The sequence below is a fragment of the Paenibacillus sp. J22P165 genome, assembly GCF_059692015.1.
On sequence record NZ_JCAUAP010000012.1, the window covers coordinates 50,046 to 70,462 of the forward strand.

Here is a 20,417-nt window from a genome sequence, read left to right on the forward strand (position 1 = left end):
CAGCCTTTATTTCTTGCGTTCCTTCATGACTTCCTCAACAAAATGGCCGTCCAAGAAGGTTTCCGCTTTCGGTATTGTGCTTAGCATATCCAAGCCTTTTAAGAATTCGGCTGTTTTCACAGAAGTAAAGGCTAGGGACTCATAGGAATCTGCTTTGGCGAAAGCTTTGACGTTATCCTCCAGTTGGAAAATTTTCACGCTATCCACACCAGCCTTGTATTCATCGACAGGCGTCTCTGCGGCTTTGGCCATAATTTTTAGAGACTCCTCTGGGTTGGCTTTCCAGTAGTCCAAAGCATCGAACCAAGCGTTAATGATCTTTTTCACATCGTCTGGACGATTCTTCGTAATTTCTTCTTTAAACACGAGCAAATCTGGGATTAATCCAGGTGTATCCTTGGATGAGAAGAGCAGCTTCCCTTTTCCCTCTTGAATGGCTTTGCTTAGGAATGGCTCCCAGAGTACCGCAGCATCCAGATTGCCCGCTATGAACGCTGGCCCTGCATCGTTGACTGTCATATTCGTATAAGAGACATCCTTCTCTGCTAATCCTGCTTTCTCAAGCGCTGTCAGCATGAGAAGATGATCGACCGTTCCAAGCTCCGTCGCCACTTTCTTACCTTTCAAATCTTTCAAAGAATTAATACTTGGCTTCACGACCACACCGTCGCCGCCATTGGAGTTATCATTAACCAGCACAGCTTTCAGTTTAATACCTTTGCTTGCTGGAGCTAGTGTATCGCTCAACGTTTGACTATTTGCATCCACTTTACCTGAAGCGAGTGCGGATAAGGAGTCACTGTATACAGGGAACCAGACCAGATCCACGTTCACGCCATTCTTCTCAAAAAAGCCCTTCTCCTTCACGAGGTACCACACGAACCAGCCCGGCCATGGACTAAGCGCCAACTTAATTGGCTCCTTGCTGCCTCCTGCTGACGTACTTGCTTCTTTGCTGCCACACCCGCTGATTACTGTAAAAGTTAATAATACCGCCAACATCAGAAATATTGTTTTTTGTCTCATTCTCCGAACTCCCTCTCTGTATAAAATGATAAGGAAAAAGCCCGGAATGATATCATATCCTGATATCCTCCCGGGCTTTTATCCCTCCGTGTGCACGATGAGTTACTCATCGTGTGTCTTCTCTTGGACCTGACCGATAGCCTTCATTCTATCGCGGAACCCTAGAAAACAAGTTTGCTATGCGGTTGTTTCTTCGTTGTCTTACTTTTGTCTATATCATACTGAGATTAGTCAATCATGTCAATATATATAACATAAATAAATAATAGATTGTCAAAATAGTCATTTACGTAATATTATATAACATATAAGTGAGTTACTCGGAGGTGTTGTGATGCATTCGATTCATTTTCACATTCTTATGTTAGATAAGAAGCACAATCAACCTACAGCGGCACGTGTAGTAGATGAGGCATCTTCCCTCCATTATGTCGAACTCACGTCACCGTATCATTCTTCCCAGCACCCTCAATTGATTTCCCCTATAAATAATCATGATGCAAGTGTAAGCGTGTCAAGCCCCGCAGCTCACTAACCTCTACACATGATGAAGATGACCTGAGTGTCTGACTCAGGTCTTTTTGTTGTTCCGAGACGTGAATACTCGACAAGAGTATCTGTGTACCGATTCCCGGCACCGACTGACGTAATATACACCTATTCATTCTCACTATCTCTACTATCCCCTTCGCTCAGGTTACAAATTTCATTCCAATATTCAGCAACCTTTTCTTCTGAGCCAAAGGGATAGTGCCAATAGACCGATGAATAAGGACACACTCCGCCGCAAAAAAAAGCCTGGCACCCCAAAGGGTGCCAGGCTTTTATCTGTCAGCGCAACTTAACTTACACGCCTAACCATTTCTTGAACAAGTGCTTCGTTGTGTCCAAATTCAACGCTGCGATCGACGTTGTAAGTGGAATACCTTTCGGACAGGAGCGTACGCAGTTCTGCGAGTTCCCACAACCTTCGATACCGCCATCTGTCATCAGCGTATCCAAACGCTCGTCTTTGTTCATCTCACCTGTTGGGTGAGCGTTGAAGAGACGAACTTGGGACAATGCGGAAGGCCCGATAAACGAGTTTTTGTCGTTTACGTTCGGACAAGCTTCCAAACACACGCCACATGTCATACATTTGGACAACTCATAAGCCCATTGACGCTTCGACTCGGCCATACGCGGTCCAGGACCCAAATCGTATGTTCCGTCGATTGGAACCCATGCTTTAACCTTTTTCAACGCGTTGAACATGCGTCCACGATCGATAACAAGGTCACGCATAACAGGGAATGTGCTCATTGGTGCTACACGAATCGGCTGCTCAAGCTTATCTACTAGTGCGGAACAAGCTTGACGCGGCTTACCATTGATGACCATGGAACAAGCGCCACACACTTCCTCTAGACAGTTGGATTCCCAACATACCGGAGTTGTTTTGTCGCCATTCGCATTCTTAGGATTACGCTGAACTTCCATCAAACCGCTGATCACGTTCATGTTCGCGCGATAAGGAACTTCAAACTCCTCTGTATACGGTTTAGAATCCGGACTCTCTTGACGAGTCACGATAAACTTCACGGTTTTCGTTGCGCTTAGTGTCTCCGCCATGATCAGGATCCCTCCTTTTTCTTCTCCGTGGAGTAGTCACGTTTACGAGGTTTAATCAACGATACATCAATTTCATCATACGAAATCTTAGGACCATCTGGCGTCCAGTCTGCGATTGTCGTTTTCATGAAGTTATCATCATCACGCTCTGGGAAATCAGGCTTATAATGCGCACCACGACTCTCATCACGCATCAAGGCACCAACAGTCATCGCCTCAGCAAGCTCAAACATGTTCCAAAGCTGGCGTGTAAACGCAACACCTTGGTTGTTCCAACGCGCTGTATCAGTGATGTTGATGTTGTTATAACGTTCTTTCAAGTCTTTGATCTTGCCAATCGTTTCTGTCAAACGATCGTTGTAACGCACAACTGTCATGTTCGCATTCATCATGTCACCAAGCTCTTTATGAAGTACGTACGCATTCTCCGTACCGTTGTTCATTTTGAGCAAGCTTTCATAACGATCTGTATGACGTTTCTTCTCACGGTCATAGATGATCGATGACGTATCATCCGCATGTTTGGATAAACCGCGAATGTACTCAACCGCTTTAGGACCTGAAACCATACCGTCATAGATAGCAGAAACAAGAGAGTTCGCGCCCAAACGGTTTGCACCGTGATGCTGATACTCACACTCACCCGCTGCGAATAGACCAGGGACGTTCGTCATCATGTTATAGTCAACCCACATGCCGCCCATCGAATAATGAACAGCTGGGAAAATCTTCATTGGAATTTTACGCGGGTCGTCGCCCATGAACTTCTCGTAAATTTCCATAATACCGCCGAGCTTAATATCAAGCTCTTTCGGGTCTTTATGAGAAAGATCCAAGTAAACCATGTTCTCGCCGTTAATCCCTAGTTTCTGATCAATACACACGGAGAAGATCTCGCGCGTTGCAATATCACGAGGAACAAGGTTACCGTACGCTGGGTATTTCTCTTCAAGGAAGTACCAAGGCTTACCGTCTTTGTATGTCCAAATACGACCGCCCTCACCACGTGCAGATTCGGACATCAAGCGCAGCTTGTCGTCTCCAGGAATCGCCGTTGGGTGAATTTGAATCATTTCACCGTTAGCATATTTCACACCTTGTTGATAAACCGCACTTGCAGCTGTACCTGTGTTAATAACGGAGTTCGTTGTTTTGCCGAAAATGATACCAGGACCACCTGTTGCCAAGATGACTGCATCTGATGGGAACGTTTGAATTTCCATGCTGCGCAAATCTTGTGCGGCGATACCACGGCATACGCCTTCGTCATCAATAACTGAACCAAGGAATTCCCAGTGTTCGAATTTCGTTACGAGACCTGCTGTTTCCCAACGACGTACTTGCTCATCCAAAGCATACAAAAGTTGTTGTCCTGTCGTTGCACCAGCAAATGCTGTACGGTGATATTTCGTACCACCGAAACGACGGAAATCAAGCAAACCTTCTGGTGTACGGTTAAACATAACGCCCATCCGGTCCATCAAGTGAATGATACCTGGAGCCGCGTCGCATAATGCTTTAACTGGAGGTTGATTCGCTAAGAAATCTCCCCCGTAAACTGTATCGTCAAAGTGCTCCCATGTGGAGTCACCTTCACCCTTCGTATTCACCGCACCGTTAATGCCGCCTTGCGCACATACGGAGTGGGAACGTTTAACAGGAACCAAGGAGAACAATTGCACATGAACTCCGGCCTCTGCCGCTTTAATTGTCGCCATGAGTCCCGCAAGGCCTCCGCCGACGACGATGATTTTTGAATTAGCCACTTCTGTTCACCCTCCCTTATTTCCCCGTATGCGCTTCTACTGGAACTGAAAATTCTGTACCTGTAAACGCAGTTAATGACATAATAAACATCACCGTCATTAGAACGAACAAGCCCATTGTTATGATAGTCGAAAAGCGTTGCGCACGCGGTCCAACCGTAATACCCCAGCTCACAAAGAATGACCATAGGCCGTTCGTGAAATGGAAAGTTGCGGACACAATCCCAATCAGGTATAGCGTGAAAACAACTGGATTCGTTGCAATATCATGCATCGTGTTCCCGAGCGCCTCATGCGCTACATTGCCTAACGCAACCTGAATACGAGTTTCAAATAGATGCCATGCAATGAACAAGAAAGTAAGTACCCCTGTCACACGTTGCAACATAAACATCGTATTACGGAAATACCCGTAGCTAGATACGTTATTGCGTGATTGATAGGCTACATAAAGTCCATAAACGGCATGGTAAAGAAGTGGAAGCCAAATCCCCACGATTTCCAATAACAATCTCAACGGTAAATCGTTCAACCAGTTAATTTGATCCAGAAAGGCTTCAGGTCCTTTGGTAGCTTCATAGTTAGTGAGCAAATGCTCAATAAGGAAGAAGCCCACCGGAATGACACCTAGTAACGAGTGGATCTTACGAAAGTAATACGAATTACTCATAATGTAACCAATTCCCCCCTCAACAAAATTCAAACACAACTAACATCCGACAAGTTTTGACAAAAACAAGCCACATATCATTGTACTCTCGCCGCAAACGAGCGTCAACCCATAATCATCCACGCCTATTTTGCCAATTCATTCAATGATTATACACAAAGGTTCACGAAATATAGATAATTTGTGACATGTACATCGTACCTCTTTCATGCTTATAATGGAAGTGCCGTTTTTTTATATCTACTTATAACTATTTCACATATAGAGGTGAGGTAAACGTATGGAGCTATTAGATGTTTTCGCCATTGTTGTCGAACAAGTCAGTCTTAACAAAGCGTCACAATTATTAAACATTTCACAACCTGCACTTTCACGAAAAATTATGAAGCTGGAAGATGAGCTTGGCGTGGAGCTTTTTATCCGGAAGGGGAAACGACTGGAGTTAACCAAAGCGGGGCAACTCTGCTATGATCATGCCTTGGAGAAACGTCTTCTTGAACGAAAATTCAAGCAAGCCCTCCATAGCTTTAAAGCCGCGGGCAGCACTTCATCACTGACCATCGGCGCTTCACTTACAACACTCCAAGCTACACTGCCTGATCTGATCACCGATTACTTGCAGGATTATCCACTGACTGATATTAAGCTGCTAACTGGCAAAACCCATGAGATTGTCTCCCTAGTAAAGGATAACAAAGTGGATCTCGGCATTGTTGCTTCTCAAATTAATGCGACAAGTCTCCATTGTGAGCCGTTGTTCGATGATCATCTCTGCTTAGTGCTCCCATCCGGTCATCCCTTAATCGATCGGACGGAAATTACAATGAAAGATTTAAATGAATTGCCGATGATCCTTTTTTCGAAAGGGACTTGGTACCGCATTTTGATGGACGAGCTATTCAATCGTTTCACGATCTTCCCTAATGTTCAAATGGAGATTGATTCCTTCGAGGCGATTATCCGGCTCGTTTCCACTTGCAAAACAGCGACATTATTACCCAAATCCTATTTGCGTGAAGATTTAATTCAGAATAATGAACTAATTTTGAGAGAACTCCAGGAACTGGAACAAACGAAACGAACAACCTCACTCATCTACTCCGATCACTCTGCTGACAATGCAGAATCCATGAAGTTCGTCGCCCAAGCTATCAAATACTTCGCTAAACACCGCTAGCTCCACCAATTACATGCGTACGAATTTATAACCAACACCCCAAACGGTCCGAATCCATTTCGGCTCTTTGGGGTTATCTTCAATCTTCTTCCGAAGATTCGCAATATGTACATCAATCGCCCTATCCGTTACAAAGGAGTCAAAACCGCGAACCGTCTGCAATAAATCTTCCCGACTGTACACGCGCCCAGGGTTGTTGATGAAGCATTTCATAATCTCAAATTCGGAATAGGTCGTTTCTACGATCTCGCCGTACACACTCATAGAACGCGTATTTGTATTCAGAGTTATTTTATCGTGTTTATCCATAACAGCCGATACCGTAGCCGCTTTAGGCACTTCAACTTCGTTCACATTTCGTGGTTCCGACTGTGCCGCTTGAAGCTGGTTCATGGATGGATACATCTTAGCTCGACGTATAAGCGCATGAGCCCTGGCAATCAATTCATGCATACTGAATGGCTTGCACATGAAGTCATCCGCACCGGCACCTAACGCATTCACACGTTCCACGATTTTATTTTTCATCGAAACAATCATAATCGGTATACTTGAGTTTTCACGAACCTGTCGACATATCGCCAGTCCGTCCATGTCTGGCAGTACCCAATCCAACAGAATTAGATCTGGTTGAAATTGCGGGATCGCCGCGATTCCACTCAACCCGTTCTCTTTACGGATGATATGAAAACCCTCTTCTTTCAAATACATCGTGACCATATCACCGATCATCGCATCATCTTCGATCATGAGTACCTTATACATGCGTTGTCCACCTTCATCAAAATTTCACTTGCTGCAGGACATGGAATGTGTGTGATCAGCCGATAACTTGACTTTCAAAATCATTAATCTGGTTGTTCGTTCCAATGATAACCATGATGTCGTTCTCATTCACCTTGTCACCTGCTTGCGGTGCAATGATAACCCCTGTCTGCTTATTAATCGCCACAACACTGCAACCATACTTCGCTCGCGGATCCAACTCTTGAATCGTAAAACCACACAAACGTTTCGGTACCTTCAGCTCAACAATCGTATAGTCCTTCGAAATTTCAATGTAATCCAATAAATTCGGGGTCACTAACTGATGGGCTACACGAATGCCCATATCACGTTCCGGATAGACGACGCGATCGACGCCTAGTTTCGTTAGAACCTTTCCGTGAAGCTCGGATAACGCCTTGGCAACCACTTGGTTAACCCCTAAATCTTTCATTACAATGGCTGTCAAAATACTGGATTGAATATCATCCCCAATGGCGATGACGGCACAATCAAAATTACGAATACCTAAAGATTTGAGTACATCTTCATCAGTAGCATCCGCGACAACCGCATGTGTCAGCTGATCACTCATATCGTTCACAACTTCTTCATCCATGTCAATCCCTAACACTTCATGTCCAAGCTTCATTAATTCTTTAGAAAGGCTTGACCCGAATCTGCCTAGCCCTACTACCACGTATTGATTCTTCTTCATCTTGCTGTAACCCCTATCCAATCGTAATTTTCCCCTCAGGGTATCTAAATAATTCTTTCTCCTGTTTCGGTTGCAGCGCATAGGCTAGTGTGACGGTTCCAAGACGTCCTGCAAACATCGTTATACTAATTAGCACCTTGCCAAATGACGTTAACTCCGGCGTTAATCCCATAGTCAGGCCCACCGTTCCGAATGCGGATGTAACCTCGAACAAAATTTTGATAAAGGACGAATCTTGTATTGTTGATAAAATCATGGTGACGATAATAACTAAGAATAAGGACATCATGGTTAACGTAATGGCTTTAAGAATGCGATCTTTCGCTAAGCGATACCGGAAAATAACAATATCTTCTTTTCCACGGATCATTGTGATAATTGCGCTGATGAGAATCATAAACGTAGTCGTCTTTATCCCCCCGCCGGTAGATCCTGGTGAAGCACCAATAAACATAAGAATAATCATAAGAAATTGTGAGGCTTGACGCAGCGCACCAATATCGACGGTATTCGGACCAGCCGACCTTGTAGCTGCAGATTGGAAGAAGGATGATAGCATTTTGGAACCAAATTCTAAGGAACCTAAGGTTCTGATATTTGTAAACTCGAATATAAAAATACCAAGTGCACCAACAACCAGTAGTAATCCGCTCATGCTTAGAACAACTTTGGAGTTCAAGGATAGCTTCTTCTTTTTACGAAGATCCATCATATCGGAAATAACGATGAACCCGATCCCGCCTAGGATAATCAGCATGATAGCGACAAAGTTCACTACAATGTCACCCACATATCCGGTAAGAGAAACGAAAGGAGCGTCGACTGTACCGAACAAATCAAAGCCCGCATTATTGAACATGGATACCGCATGCCATATCCCGAAATAGAGCCCTTTGGCGAAACCAAAATCAAACGAAAATCGAATGGTAAAAATGACTGCGGCAATCGCTTCAATGGTTAACGAATAAATGATAACTTTGCGAATTAGCCGTACTATACCCTCCATACTGCCTTGATTTAAGGCTTCCTGCAGGACAAGTCGTTCCTTCAAAGTGATTCTTTTCCGAAAAACAAAAGCGACTAGTGTGGCCATTGTCATAAAACCAAGCCCGCCTACTTGAATCAAAGAAATGATGACTATTTGTCCAAACGTTGTAAATGAACTACCCGTGTCTACGACAATCAACCCTGTCACCGTCGTGGCTGATACGGAAGTAAATAGCGCATCAATAAAGGACAAGGACTGACCTGTCGCCGAGGCAAAAGGCAGCGTCAATAGCCCCGCTCCAATAAGAATAATAACAGCGAAACCTAAAACCAATATTTGAGGAGGTGTTAGTCGCCATATATTCAGTTTTGTATTCATCGTGCCTCCTGCATATGTAAAAATAATCAAAATCCGCTTTGCCTATACGATAGAGTTCCCCGTTCAAATGTAGAAATTCCGCCAATTAGCAATTGATAGGTATTATATAATTGTTTCCGAATGTTTACCAGCCAAATTGGCATTCTTAATAAACTGTGTTAACGTTGAGAAATGATCGAGAATCCTGAGTTCAGAAGGGAATTGACTATGCGCAGGCTGAAATTTAATCGTTCTCTGCTCTTCTTGTCTTGTATTGGACTGCTCCTTTATTTCGGTGTTTCAATGTTGTATGGACTACAAGAAGAAGAAGCATCCGCAGCGGACATGCCCACAATCACCAAACAACAAGCAGCAGAAAGTGCGGCGTCCTTCATTCGGCAGCGCTACGAGCTGCATAATCCACAAACTTACGTTGTCTATCAATCTAAAAAAGAACGAAACGGCTATTTTCAAAAAGAGAAATTACTAGAAACTTATACGAAACAATACGGGGAACGGTTCCCAATTGACTATTATCAAGTTAGTGTAAAGGATCCTGCAACTAAACGTCAGTTTGAAGTTGATGTGAATTATACGACTTCAACCATCATCGGCTGGCATGAAAATCTAGAAATTAATCCCACAAGGCAATCCTCATCGATTAGTAAGACGAAAGCAGATACGCTAGCAAAGGTCGAGCTTCGTCAAATGGGCTTTGATCCAGAGGATTTCAGCCAAGTAGATGAAACCAGAAATGATTCGACAGAGGAACAAACAACACTTCACTTCGAAAAACGCACGAATCCGATCGGCGAGGCTAAGCTTCAGGTTCGCGTGGATTTCGATCAGACGACTCTCACTGGCTTTCAAGTTAACTTCGAACTTCCTGCTTCTCACTTAGATTGGCTTACCAAGCAAGACGATTCCGCTTCACGCATGACGTGGGTTTCCATGGGTTTCAGCTTGTTAATGACGCTTGCTGCCATCGTTTTTGCCATTATCTATAGAAAACATATCCGATTCAGCAGAGGTTTGCTCCTAACAACCATCTTCTTAGTCATTTATATCATGAACAATGTGAATATGTATCCGGCTTTCCGAGTAATGAGCGGGGATATGAACAGTGATTTCGCTGTACGGTTTACGATCATATTTATGAGTGCCATCACACTTCTTTTAGGGATTTCGCTCTATCTTTCTTTGGTCGCAGGGATTGGCCTTTGGAACTCAATTGGTCAGAATAAATGGCCTAGTTGGAAAGAACATAGGTTTGGCCAGGAGGTATATGACGGAATGGGACGCGGCTATTTGTTAGCTATCTTCGTCCTGGGTGTTCAGCAAGTCTTATTTTATGCAGGTGAGATGAAATTCGATGTGTGGTCTGTAAATGATCCGACAGATTCTGTACTCAATATGCTCGAGCCTCGATTATTCCCGTTGATGGCGTGGGTTGCAGCTATTTCGGAGGAGGCAACTTTCCGTTTTCTAGGCATTATTCTATTCAAGAAGCTATTCCGCAACAACTTCATTGCGATCCTGCTTCCTAGTGTAATCTGGGCGGCTAGTCATACGCAGTATCCAATATATCCGGTATACACGCGACTCATCGAGGTTACGATCATCGGTATCATTCTCGGTTATGTCTTCTTGAAGTATGGGTTCATCACCGCTATATTCGCCCATGCCTGCATGGATAGCATTCTGATGGGCTTGTCCCTCTTCTCATTAGGTAACATTGGCGATGTACTTGCTGGCCTTTTGTATCTATTACTCCCCGGAATTGTTGGGGTAACCTTGGCCTGGTTGCATGGAAAAAGGCGAAAGCCCCCTATTCCTGGGGAGCCGCCGCCTCGCCTTGAAGTGCTTTGATAATTTCAGTTGCTAATTTCTCACCAATTCCAAGAGGCTTGAAGTCCGTGACTTCGGCCTCTTTTATTTTGCGCACGGAGCCAAAATGCTTGAGGAGCGCTTTACGACGCTTCTCGCCAATACCCGGTATGGCATCGAGCTGTGAAACGACCATCGATTTGGCCCGCGTTTCCCGATGAAACGTGATCGCGAAGCGATGGACTTCATCTTGAATGCGCTGCAGCAAATAAAACTCCTGGCTGTCCCGCGGCAACGGAACAATCTCGGCAGGATCACCGATCATCAGCTGAGCTGTCTTATGCTTCGCATCTTTCACAAGTCCGCAAATCGGAATATATAAGCCCAATTCATTCTCGAGAACGTCAATCGCGGCGGAGATTTGCCCTTTCCCCCCATCGACAACAATCAAGTCTGGCATCGTAAGATTGTCCTTCAGAACGCGCTCATAGCGTCGTCTGACGACTTCCCGCATCGTTTCATAATCATCCGGTCCAACGACCGTCTTCACTTTATATTTCCGGTATTCCTTGCGATCAGGCTTACCATCAACGAATACAACCATGGCTGAAACAGGGTTCGTCCCTTGGATGTTCGAGTTATCAAACGCCTCAATGCGGCGAATCGTGCCAATACCGAGCCATTCGCCGAGGTTCTCTACAGCTTTGGTCGTACGACGCTCATCGCGTTCAACAAGTCGGAATTTCTCGTCCAAAGCATTCACCGCGTTGTCTCTAGCCATATCGACCATTTGCTTCTTCAGCCCGCGCTGCGGCATATGCACCTTCACCTTGAGCCAACCTTCCAAGGCTTCGCGAATCTCTTTCTCGTCACCCTCGGTGCGTCGAACAACCTCTTCCGATGGATCTTGCTGCGAATCTGGCTCTGGCATCGTCGGCAGGAAGATCTCCTTCGGTAACGCCGGATTATCCGCGTACACCTGTGTGACATACGTCATGAAATCGTTGTATTCATCGCCGTAGTAAGGGAAGAGTGATACATGCCTCTCGATGAGCTTGCCCTGGCGCATATACTGGATATGCACCGCCATCCAGCCTTTGTCGACGGCGTAGCCGAACACATCGCGATCCAGCGCGTCGGCCGTCGTGATCTTCTGCTTCTCCATGAGCGCATCGATGCTCATGATGTGATCGCGCAGCTCCTTCGCGCGTTCGAAGTTCAGTTCCTCCGCTGCCGCCAACATCTTGGTCGTCAGCTCTTCTTTAATGATGTCGTGTCCCCCGTTCAGGAAACGACTGATCTCTTGCACCATCCGCTCATTCGTTTCCGCGGATACTTCTAAAGCGCAAGGCGCAAGACATTGACCCATGTGATAGTATAGGCATACTTTATCGGGCATGGTCTTGCACTTGCGCAGCGGATACAACCGATCCAGCAGCTTCTTCGTCTGCTGGGCTGCGAAAGCATTCGGATAAGGGCCGAAATACTTCCCCTTATCCTTGTACACTCGCCGCGTGACTTCCAGACGCGGCTGCTCCTCATGTGTAATTTTGATATAAGGAAACGTCTTATCATCCTTGAGCAGCACGTTATATCGAGGATGATGTTGCTTAATCAAATTACACTCGAGAATGAGTGCCTCCATGTTTGAGGAGGTAATAATATATTCAAAGTCGCGAATTTCGCTGACTAGCTTTTGCGTTTTGGCACTGTGACTCCCCGTGAAATAGGAGCGCACACGATTTTTCAATACTTTAGCCTTACCTACATAAATAATGGTGCCTTGATGGTTCTTCATAATATAACAGCCCGGCTTATCGGGTAATAAAGATAGCTTGTGCCGGATCGTTTCCAGACTCTGTTCGCGGACGTCAACGTCCTCTTGCTCGAAGTCAGTCATCCTCTAAATCTCCTTCCAGAAAAAATCATCGCGAATGAAAAAAAGCTCTTTCTCAGCATAGCAGAAAAAGAGCTTTTTCTCACGAACAATTGTTTCTAGTTTGTAACGGTCACTTCTTATTGGTGACGGGAAACAACGTTTTTCAACGCCTCTTTGGATTGGAAACCAACCACTTTGTCAACCGGTTGACCGTCTTTGAAAACGATCAACGTTGGGATACTCATAACGCCAAAGCGAGCTGCGGATTCCGGGTTGTCATCCACGTTTACTTTTGCGATTTTCAAAGATTCAACTTCTTTATCTAGCTCTTCCAATACAGGAGCGATCATTTTACAAGGTCCGCACCAAGGTGCCCAGAAGTCTACAAGTACTGTACCTTCTCCTTCAACTTCTGCTTTAAAACTGTTGTCAGAAACATTCACGATTGCCATGATAGTTCCTCCTTCTAAGAATGAATTTGATTTATAAGGTGAAAAGTAAGATTAAGTTAGTCACTTAACTTGCTTCGCATCACGTCAACATACAAAGTATACCACACTCATAGGCCTTTTCAACCAAGCCATAAGTTAGCAAACCGGGTATCCTTTGGTCTATATGGAGGGTAATTCAACAGGCAGCCCTTGGCGTCGCTGTTCCTCAATATAGGAAATACGATCCTTGAGATTCGCCTGGAGCAGCTGCAGCATCTCCATTTGTTTCTCGATTTCTTGCAGTTTCTCGGTGTACAGAGGCAGCAAATCATCACAAAGTGACTCTTGATTCTTCATCACACAGTTCAGAAAGCTTTCAATCTGTTCGGTCGTAAAACCGAGGGTCAAATAAAATTGAATCGTCTTTACCCGCTCGACAACCATCTGATTGTAGACCCGATACCCATTCTCTTCACGCTGTGTTGCAATCAGCCCTTTGGCTTCGTAGTAGCGCAAGGACCGAATACTTGCTCCGGTAAGCTTGGATAGCTCACTAATCCGCATGGCCTTCACTTCTTTCCTGTTCCTACATGTTGGAGGGATGTCTTTATTGTAAACCATAACACTAATGTCAGAGTCAAGAAGTATTTTACCCATTCTTCTCGTTATTGCAATTGTTTGCACAATTGTCACTTTGATTAGCTTTACAACTTTCGACGAATTTGGGTATACTAGGCTTACTAATATGAATGTCGGACGTTAGGGGGTAACCACATGAGCAATCAACACCCTGAGCATCACGTGTACGAAGAACCACGTAATGATTTCATGGACGTAGGCATTGGCTTTGGCGTATTCTTTGGCGCATTGTTCGTCATTGCAGTCATTGCTACTGTCATCCAAGTGATGAATTAGGAATAGGTAAGAATTTTAATGAAAAGCCGCTTTGCACTCTGTTGTGAAGTGGCTTTTTTCCTGCAATTTTGTACGCATCATTTTTAAAGGGGAATCATTTATCCATGATTAAAGTGCAGTCAGAACGTCAGAAACTCATTACATACATCGGCCTTAAGAATGAGGATTTACAGCTTTTGAAAAGCAAAGCAGAAGCATTCCAACTCATCGTCGATCAGCTTGTTGATGAATTATACGCAGATATTATTAATTGGCCAGAGCTCAGGGCACTGATTGAGAAACACAGTACACTAGATCGACTAAAAGAAACACAACGTTGGTATTTCATGTCCATGACTTCTGGCGTAATTGATGACGAATTTATATCCAAACGTCTTTATATCGGCAATGTTCATTCCCGCATCGGTCTCACCACTTCGTGGTATCTAGGCACTTATCTCAAATATACAGACTTAGCTACTGCGCATTTCAAACAGATTTTACCAGATGATTGGGCCCAAGTTATTTATGCATTAAGCAAAATGTTTAATCTAGATTCCCAGCTTGTCCTTGAAGCTTATGAACATGACGAGAAGCAAAAAATACAAACACTCGCTGACGAACAGCGTCACATGCTGACAACGATCTCCAGCGCAGTTCAAGAGCTCGCATCCATGATGGTTGAGCTTGGCAGCAGCAGTCAAACCGTTGCAGATACGGCTATTCAAACAGCTGAATCCCAAGATCTTTCCAATACGCGCATCGATGAGCTGAATGACGAAATTAAAGACATTGCCAAGATGGGCTCTGTCATGAAGGAAATCTCCGAACAAACTCACCTTCTCGGATTGAATGCCGCCATTGAGGCTGCTCATTCCGGCGAATTTGGCCGAGGTTTTGAGGTCGTTGCAAACGAAGTGCGCAAGTTGGCTGCTAATTCCAGACAAGCCCTTGATCAAATTCAAGCGAAACTCAAGCTGATCACACAGAAGCTGGAGTTGGTTCGAAAAGGCTCCGAGGAAACGACGCACTATGCACGAACACAAGCTGCAAGTGCACAGGAACTTACCTCGTTTGTCCAAATGATCGAGAAAATTACTGCTGAGCTTGAGAAATTGAAAAAATAAAAATTGTAGATGTATAAACTACAGCTAAATTTTCCGAATTTGAAGTGTTTGTATCATTAGATGGATAAAATCCAGTTAGATTGCGGGAAGAAGCCGAAGTAGCTCCTAGGTTCATTATTCAAAGATCATTAGCAAAAAAGAGGCTGTTTCAAAAGTCGATATCGACTTTTGAGACTGCCTCTTTTACTTATGATTTCCCACGTTTATTCGTTCCAGTCACTTCAACCACATCAACGAACGGACGTATCCGGTCCATAATCCGTTGTCCTTTGTACTCTTCGTCTCCGTCTTTGTTCGTGAAGCTAAAATGCTTCTCTAAACCCGATAACTCATAGTTTGAAGTAAAGAAAGTTGGTTTCCGATTCATGCGATGATTCACAATTGCGCCGATGACATGATCTCTCAGCCAAGGGTTCAGATTCTCTGCCCCAATATCATCAAATACGAGCAGATCCGTTTCCTTGAGAAGGTCAATTGTCTCCTTCAGCTTATAAGGCTCCTGGAACATCCCTTTCAAGTCCTCAGCAAAGTCTGGCATGTAGACGATAGCTCCGGTCATGCCTTCTTTGGCAAGCTGATGCAGCATGTAGCCCATTAGGAATGTTTTTCCCGTACCGAATGAGCCGGATAAATAGAGCCCACGGGTTTGTAGACCCTCTTCGATAGTTAAGCTCACATAGTCATTGATTTGCATAACCGCTTTGGCTCGATCCAAATCCGTTTCCAAAATATCACCGAAAGAGAAACTTCGCGAAATCATTCGCGGGTCTACGTGAAACGTGCGGATCCGGGAGCTGATCGCATCTTGCTGTCCTTTGGCAATAAACTTCTTGCAGGCTACCTTCTCCTCATGAATAAAAGGCGTCTGCCCCTCCACCGACTCGGCTGTCAGAATTGTATAATGGCCTGTCATATCATTGGGACAGTTCTCGAGACCAGGGCAATTTGAGCACGTTTTGAATTCAGAAACATGCTGATACAACTTGTTCATATTTATTTTAATCGCATAATCGTCCACAAAGGGATACTTCTGGCGAAACTTAGCAATCAAAGGGTCAGCCATAACCCCTTGAATTTTTGCTTCTGCTTTTCTTTTCCACTCCGTATCCGGCAAGGACTTGAGTAATTGCGACAAGGATTCCATCATATTCGGCACCTCCTAACAGTTCCATCGGTCTAATCCTCAGATCTACGGCTCACATTAACTTTTACGGTTAAATCGTTCGTCCAGCTTCTGCGCCATCCGTCTAGCAGCCTCCAGCTCCTCTGCAGACAGCCTAGTAGACGACGTAGTCCCCGTATCCGGCAACACAATAGGAATATGAGGCTTCTGGGTCTTACCCTGACGACCACGCGTAGCAGAGCCCCCGCCAGCTTTGGCAGATTCTACTTTAGAGGCAGCCTTCTGTTTATAATTGATTTTTTCACGAACATACTCAACGGCTTGCTCATACGAAATAATTTGCTTGCCCAGCATATCAGAGGCAACAGCCTCAATCGAGGATTTTGCCCAAGAGCGACGATCAATGTGCAGGAAGTGAATCAAGACATTGATGACTTCCTCTTTTAATTTATAGTTCAAATCGATTTTCTCGAAAATATTAAGTACGCCATCAGGTATCGAACCCTGTGTGAAAAACATTTTCAGCACAGCCGTGTATGGCTCATTTCGCATGATGTAGTTGTATTGATGATCTGTACATTCGCCGCGCAGCTGCTGAGGAACCTCTAGATAAAAAGCCATTTCAACGGACTGCTCTTCCGAAACCTGTGTGTCGTCCTCGGATTTCGTTGTCGTCCGCTCCCGTTCCTCATCCCGCTTCTTACTCTGTCGATAAAACAGATTCGCATTATACTGCATAAGATCCATAACAAGTTCACCTTCTTCGGTGAACACGCCATCTTCGTCCAGCAAGCGGCACGTTTCTTGAAGAGATAGATTGTACTTCTTCGCCACAATATTAATAGCTATCATGTGCTCTGGCTTGTGCTTCAGCGCTTCAACGAACACGCGGTTACTCGCGCCACGAGGGAACCTCATGATGATATCCGCATACTTGAAGCCTTTGGTCGTCACGTCCATCCGTGCGTCCCCTTGTTTGCTTGCAGAGGCCTCATAGAGTGCTTGCTCTAGCTCGTAATCCACGACTTGGGTGTTCAAGCGAAATAGCTCATAAAATGGTACTGACAAATTCTCTTCCGTAGCCTCTCTACACTCCTCAGGTTCAGGAGATAGAAGATCTTCTCGCAGGGACAGCAGCATGAATTTGCCAACCTTGTCGCGCAGCAACAGGGTTAAATGCTGATTGCGGAAAAACTCATTCGGCCCTAACGGCGCGAACAGCGTATAGACGAAAACGTAATCCTCTTCTTCCGGAATAAATTTCCGTGTCGTCTGTAGAAGACCAATCGCTTCTAGTTTGGAAGATTGTTCAATTAAGTACTTGCGGCCCCGTTCGCCATGCTCTAGATCAAGCAACAGAAACAACTTCCTTTGCTGCTCCATCGGTGAGTAACCGACTTTCTCAGCACTCATCTGCTGATAGAGTGCTTGATAGAGACTAATCGCCAAACCGCCTATCATCGGTTGATACATCATCGCTAACATTTTATAGTCTAAACTGCTCAAAGAAAACTCACGGTTCACACAAAACCTGTGATTCTCGGTGAAATGCAGCATATTCGTCATTCTCATCCCGTTACAGCACCATCCTGCCTCAGCTCAACTGAGCAATAGCTTACATTTACAGCTACCCCATGCCTCAGTCTCTCTCTATTAGTCTACCACAAAAATCGACAATCTTGGTATCTACAAGAGAAAAGATAATTTTACCTTTTGGGCAAGAAAAAGATTCCATCGCAATAGCTCACTAGCAATGGAATCCTCGCTTGGCATTCTTAATAATAACTTTTAGTCCCGTACTCAGTGTCCTCTTCGGTCCCATACATCTGTGGATGAAGCTTCTGGGCAATGGCTAGATCCAGCTTCCAGCGCGCTTTCTGCTCCTCCTTGTCTAGGCTCTCTATCCATAGGTGAATGATATCATTCATACGTCCAGCGCTCTGGATTGGAACAGGATGTTTCGCACCTTTGATGAAAAAAAGAGAACTATTCGGCAGACCTTCATGAAGAATATGCGCATAAGGGTGGAACCCCTTATCCTTTTGACCATAGATCAATAAGACGGGGTGGTGAATACTGTGAAGCCGCGTCGTGCAGCTATATTGAAACGATTGTTCGAAATACGATTTCACATTGCCTGCCGCATCGTGCAACGCATGTTCGTTAAGCTCCTGATAGGTTGTCTGTTTATCAGCATTGCCATACGTAATTGCATTAGTCAAAAGATTCATAACTCGACTAGGATTCGCCATTCGAATCGCAAGCCATACTCTGATCCTATTGTAGGTGTCTGTCAATTCAGACATGCCACTCACAATAATTCCCCCCAGAAATCGGGAAGAGTAGGAGAGCAAAGCCGCAAGCGCAACCGTTCCTCCGGTTGAATATCCGCACAGAAAGGCTTGCTCGATTCCTAAGAAATCAAGAAGCCCAACGATGTCTTGCGAAATAAGTTCATAACGTAATGGCATCTTTGAAGGAGCACTGCCGCCATGCCCTCTAATATCGAAGGTAATTACTCGATAATAAACGCTTAGTTGTTTTTTCTGATACTTGAACGCTTCGAGTGTTAGTAAAGGAGGGTGAATAAACACAATTGGCGTGCCCATTTCTGGCCCTGTTATCTCATAGTGCAGTGATGTTTCATTCACATTCGCCCAAGGCACTGGTCGTGTCTCCTCCGTAAGTGAAGTTTAGGTAACTCCCCTTAGCGTGACCCGATCGGCCCTCCATTATGACGAATTAGAACATTTTGAAGCCACGAATACGCAGTGCTTTGATAGCCGAACCGCTCAAAATAGCGCCAACTAAGCCCCCGATCGCTGGAATCACATCAACAACTGTAAAGCTCTCGTCACTGGATAAGAAGGATGAGGATCCCATATAGCCATAGATGATAATCCCAATCACCAGTGCAATGAACGCGTATAGCGGAAACCATGTTGTTTTCATAAGCATATTCAGAATAAAGCCGATCCCAAAGAATAACACCATCATTAAGACAGTGGCAATAATCATTTGCAGCACGATAGTTCCCCCTTGTATATGTAAGAAGCTCTTCCTAACATTGGCTTCTGTCGCTCCTATTATTGTAATCGACGAAAAGGTACAGGTAAAGTGTACACAAATTGAACAATTTATACGCGATATTCACCCATTGTTCATTTGCCCTTTCTCCATGAATTGGATACAATGTAGGGGATATTAGCCCTTGAATGGAGGAAAAACAATGAGTGAAGCCGTACAAACGCTGGAAGGCTGGTATGCGCTCCATGATTTCCGTCTAATGGATTGGAATGCATGGCATGCTGCAACCCCACAAGAACGTAAGCATGCAGCGGACGAGCTGCAATCCTTCTTGTCCCAGTGGCAACAAGTTGAGAACGATAAACTAGGCAGTACTGCCGTTTATAGCATCGTTGGCCAGAAGGCTGATTTCGTTTTCATGCAACTGCGTGAAACATTGGAAGAGCTGAATGAGCTTGAAACTGCTTTTAACAAGTCTAGCTTTGCTGCTTTTACTATACCCGTTTATTCCTACGTCTCCATCGTAGAATTGAGCGCATACCTAGCTAAGCCAGGTGTTGATCCTGCGCTAGATCCTGAACTTCAAGCACGTTTGAAGCCAATCCTTCCGAAATCCAAGCACATTTGCTTCTACCCAATGAATAAGCGTCGTGAAGGCAATGACAACTGGTACATGGTTCCTGCGGAAGATCGTAAGTCCATGATGCGCAGCCACGGGATGATTGGTCGTACCTATGCAGGTAAGGTCAAACAAATCATTACAGGCTCTGTTGGATTAGACGATTGGGAATGGGGCGTTACACTATTCTCCGATGATCCGCTTCATTTCAAAAAACTCGTATACGAAATGCGCTTTGATGAAGTTAGTGCGCGCTTTGGCGAGTTCGGTGATTTCTATGTTGGCAACGTTATGCTTCCTGAGAAATTCGCTTCATTCATTCAAATATAAGACAAGTTAAGAGCAAAGGACTGCTGTCCTCTGCTCTTTTTCCATTTACATATATAAGTAAAAAAGCACTGCTCTCTGAGGA

The 20,417-nt window shown here is 44.7% G+C and carries 19 protein-coding genes and 1 riboswitch; of the genes, 5 read left to right on the forward strand and 14 right to left on the reverse strand.

The window, feature by feature from the left end:
* Window positions 1-6: 6 nt before the first annotated feature.
* From AC58QM_RS27640 to AC58QM_RS27655, 4 genes are all read right to left on the reverse strand, one after another.
* Window positions 7-1,026: an ABC transporter substrate-binding protein gene (locus AC58QM_RS27640; protein WP_497288015.1), complete on the reverse strand. Its 1,020-nt coding sequence runs from the start codon at window positions 1,024-1,026 to the stop codon at window positions 7-9.
* 65 nt (window positions 1,027-1,091) lie between these two features.
* A riboswitch (guanidine-I (ykkC/yxkD leader) is annotated at window positions 1,092-1,202 on the reverse strand.
* A 670-nt stretch (window positions 1,203-1,872) separates the two neighbouring features.
* Complete coding sequence (gene sdhB / locus AC58QM_RS27645) at window positions 1,873-2,637, reverse strand: succinate dehydrogenase iron-sulfur subunit (protein WP_497288016.1); 765 nt, start codon at window positions 2,635-2,637, stop codon at window positions 1,873-1,875.
* Window positions 2,638-2,639: 2 nt separating this feature from the next.
* The gene (gene sdhA / locus AC58QM_RS27650) at window positions 2,640-4,403 is read right to left on the reverse strand and encodes a succinate dehydrogenase flavoprotein subunit (RefSeq protein ID WP_497288017.1); all 1,764 of its coding nucleotides are present in this window, start codon (window positions 4,401-4,403) and stop codon (window positions 2,640-2,642) included.
* A gap of 16 nt (window positions 4,404-4,419) precedes the next feature.
* On the reverse strand, window positions 4,420-5,076 hold the full coding sequence (locus tag AC58QM_RS27655) for a succinate dehydrogenase cytochrome b558 subunit (protein WP_497288109.1): 657 nt from the start codon (window positions 5,074-5,076) through the stop codon (window positions 4,420-4,422).
* A 277-nt stretch (window positions 5,077-5,353) separates the two neighbouring features.
* On the opposite strand from AC58QM_RS27655, the gene AC58QM_RS27660 reads away from it, so the two are divergent.
* The gene (locus tag AC58QM_RS27660) at window positions 5,354-6,250 is read left to right on the forward strand and encodes a LysR family transcriptional regulator (protein WP_497288018.1); all 897 of its coding nucleotides are present in this window, start codon (window positions 5,354-5,356) and stop codon (window positions 6,248-6,250) included.
* A gap of 9 nt (window positions 6,251-6,259) precedes the next feature.
* Here the strand turns inward: AC58QM_RS27660 and AC58QM_RS27665 are convergent, their stop codons facing one another.
* From AC58QM_RS27665 to AC58QM_RS27675, 3 genes are read right to left on the reverse strand one after another with little or no spacing between them, the layout of a single operon-like run.
* Window positions 6,260-7,015, reverse strand: a complete 756-nt coding sequence (locus AC58QM_RS27665; protein ID WP_497288019.1) for a response regulator transcription factor — start codon at window positions 7,013-7,015, stop codon at window positions 6,260-6,262.
* Between the two features lie 55 nt (window positions 7,016-7,070).
* The gene (locus AC58QM_RS27670; protein WP_497288020.1) at window positions 7,071-7,733 is read right to left on the reverse strand and encodes a potassium channel family protein; all 663 of its coding nucleotides are present in this window, start codon (window positions 7,731-7,733) and stop codon (window positions 7,071-7,073) included.
* 13 nt (window positions 7,734-7,746) lie between these two features.
* Complete coding sequence (locus AC58QM_RS27675; RefSeq protein ID WP_497288021.1) at window positions 7,747-9,099, reverse strand: TrkH family potassium uptake protein; 1,353 nt, start codon at window positions 9,097-9,099, stop codon at window positions 7,747-7,749.
* Between the two features lie 207 nt (window positions 9,100-9,306).
* On the opposite strand from AC58QM_RS27675, the gene AC58QM_RS27680 reads away from it, so the two are divergent.
* The gene (locus AC58QM_RS27680) at window positions 9,307-10,947 is read left to right on the forward strand and encodes a CPBP family intramembrane glutamic endopeptidase (protein ID WP_497288022.1); all 1,641 of its coding nucleotides are present in this window, start codon (window positions 9,307-9,309) and stop codon (window positions 10,945-10,947) included.
* Here AC58QM_RS27680 and uvrC read toward each other — a convergent pair.
* The 3 genes from uvrC to AC58QM_RS27695 all read right to left on the reverse strand — a co-directional run bounded on the left by uvrC (window position 10,907) and on the right by AC58QM_RS27695 (window position 13,779).
* Window positions 10,907-12,805 (reverse strand): excinuclease ABC subunit UvrC, encoded by a 1,899-nt coding sequence (gene uvrC / locus AC58QM_RS27685; protein ID WP_497288023.1) that lies wholly within the window; start codon window positions 12,803-12,805, stop codon window positions 10,907-10,909. The two genes, AC58QM_RS27680 and uvrC, sit on opposite strands and share 41 nt — an antisense overlap.
* Before the next feature lie 116 nt (window positions 12,806-12,921).
* Window positions 12,922-13,236 carry a thioredoxin gene (gene trxA / locus AC58QM_RS27690; protein ID WP_497288024.1) on the reverse strand — a complete coding sequence of 105 codons (315 nt, stop codon included), beginning with the start codon at window positions 13,234-13,236 and terminating at the stop codon, window positions 12,922-12,924.
* A gap of 159 nt (window positions 13,237-13,395) precedes the next feature.
* Window positions 13,396-13,779: a MerR family transcriptional regulator gene (locus AC58QM_RS27695; RefSeq protein WP_497288025.1), complete on the reverse strand. Its 384-nt coding sequence runs from the start codon at window positions 13,777-13,779 to the stop codon at window positions 13,396-13,398.
* Between the two features lie 210 nt (window positions 13,780-13,989).
* On the opposite strand from AC58QM_RS27695, the gene AC58QM_RS27700 reads away from it, so the two are divergent.
* Both AC58QM_RS27700 and AC58QM_RS27705 read left to right on the forward strand, forming a co-directional pair.
* Window positions 13,990-14,130 (forward strand): YqzM family protein, encoded by a 141-nt coding sequence (locus AC58QM_RS27700; RefSeq protein ID WP_497288026.1) that lies wholly within the window; start codon window positions 13,990-13,992, stop codon window positions 14,128-14,130.
* A 104-nt stretch (window positions 14,131-14,234) separates the two neighbouring features.
* Entirely contained in the window at window positions 14,235-15,236 is a 1,002-nt protein-coding gene (locus AC58QM_RS27705) for a protoglobin domain-containing protein (RefSeq protein ID WP_497288027.1), read from the forward strand.
* 187 nt (window positions 15,237-15,423) lie between these two features.
* Here AC58QM_RS27705 and dnaI read toward each other — a convergent pair whose 3' ends face one another.
* The 4 genes from dnaI to AC58QM_RS27725 all read right to left on the reverse strand — a co-directional run bounded on the left by dnaI (window position 15,424) and on the right by AC58QM_RS27725 (window position 19,386).
* Window positions 15,424-16,380, reverse strand: coding sequence for a primosomal protein DnaI (gene dnaI, locus AC58QM_RS27710; protein ID WP_497288110.1), 957 nt, complete (start codon window positions 16,378-16,380; stop codon window positions 15,424-15,426).
* A 57-nt stretch (window positions 16,381-16,437) separates the two neighbouring features.
* Window positions 16,438-17,931, reverse strand: a complete 1,494-nt coding sequence (locus AC58QM_RS27715) for a replication initiation and membrane attachment family protein (protein ID WP_497288028.1) — start codon at window positions 17,929-17,931, stop codon at window positions 16,438-16,440.
* Between the two features lie 203 nt (window positions 17,932-18,134).
* Window positions 18,135-19,025, reverse strand: a complete 891-nt coding sequence (locus AC58QM_RS27720) for an alpha/beta fold hydrolase (protein ID WP_497288029.1) — start codon at window positions 19,023-19,025, stop codon at window positions 18,135-18,137.
* Window positions 19,026-19,101: 76 nt separating this feature from the next.
* The gene (locus AC58QM_RS27725) at window positions 19,102-19,386 is read right to left on the reverse strand and encodes a YuiB family protein (RefSeq protein ID WP_310502345.1); all 285 of its coding nucleotides are present in this window, start codon (window positions 19,384-19,386) and stop codon (window positions 19,102-19,104) included.
* 202 nt (window positions 19,387-19,588) lie between these two features.
* On the opposite strand from AC58QM_RS27725, the gene hemQ reads away from it, so the two are divergent.
* Window positions 19,589-20,335 carry a hydrogen peroxide-dependent heme synthase gene (gene hemQ, locus AC58QM_RS27730; protein ID WP_497288030.1) on the forward strand — a complete coding sequence of 249 codons (747 nt, stop codon included), beginning with the start codon at window positions 19,589-19,591 and terminating at the stop codon, window positions 20,333-20,335.
* Window positions 20,336-20,417: the final 82 nt, after the last annotated feature.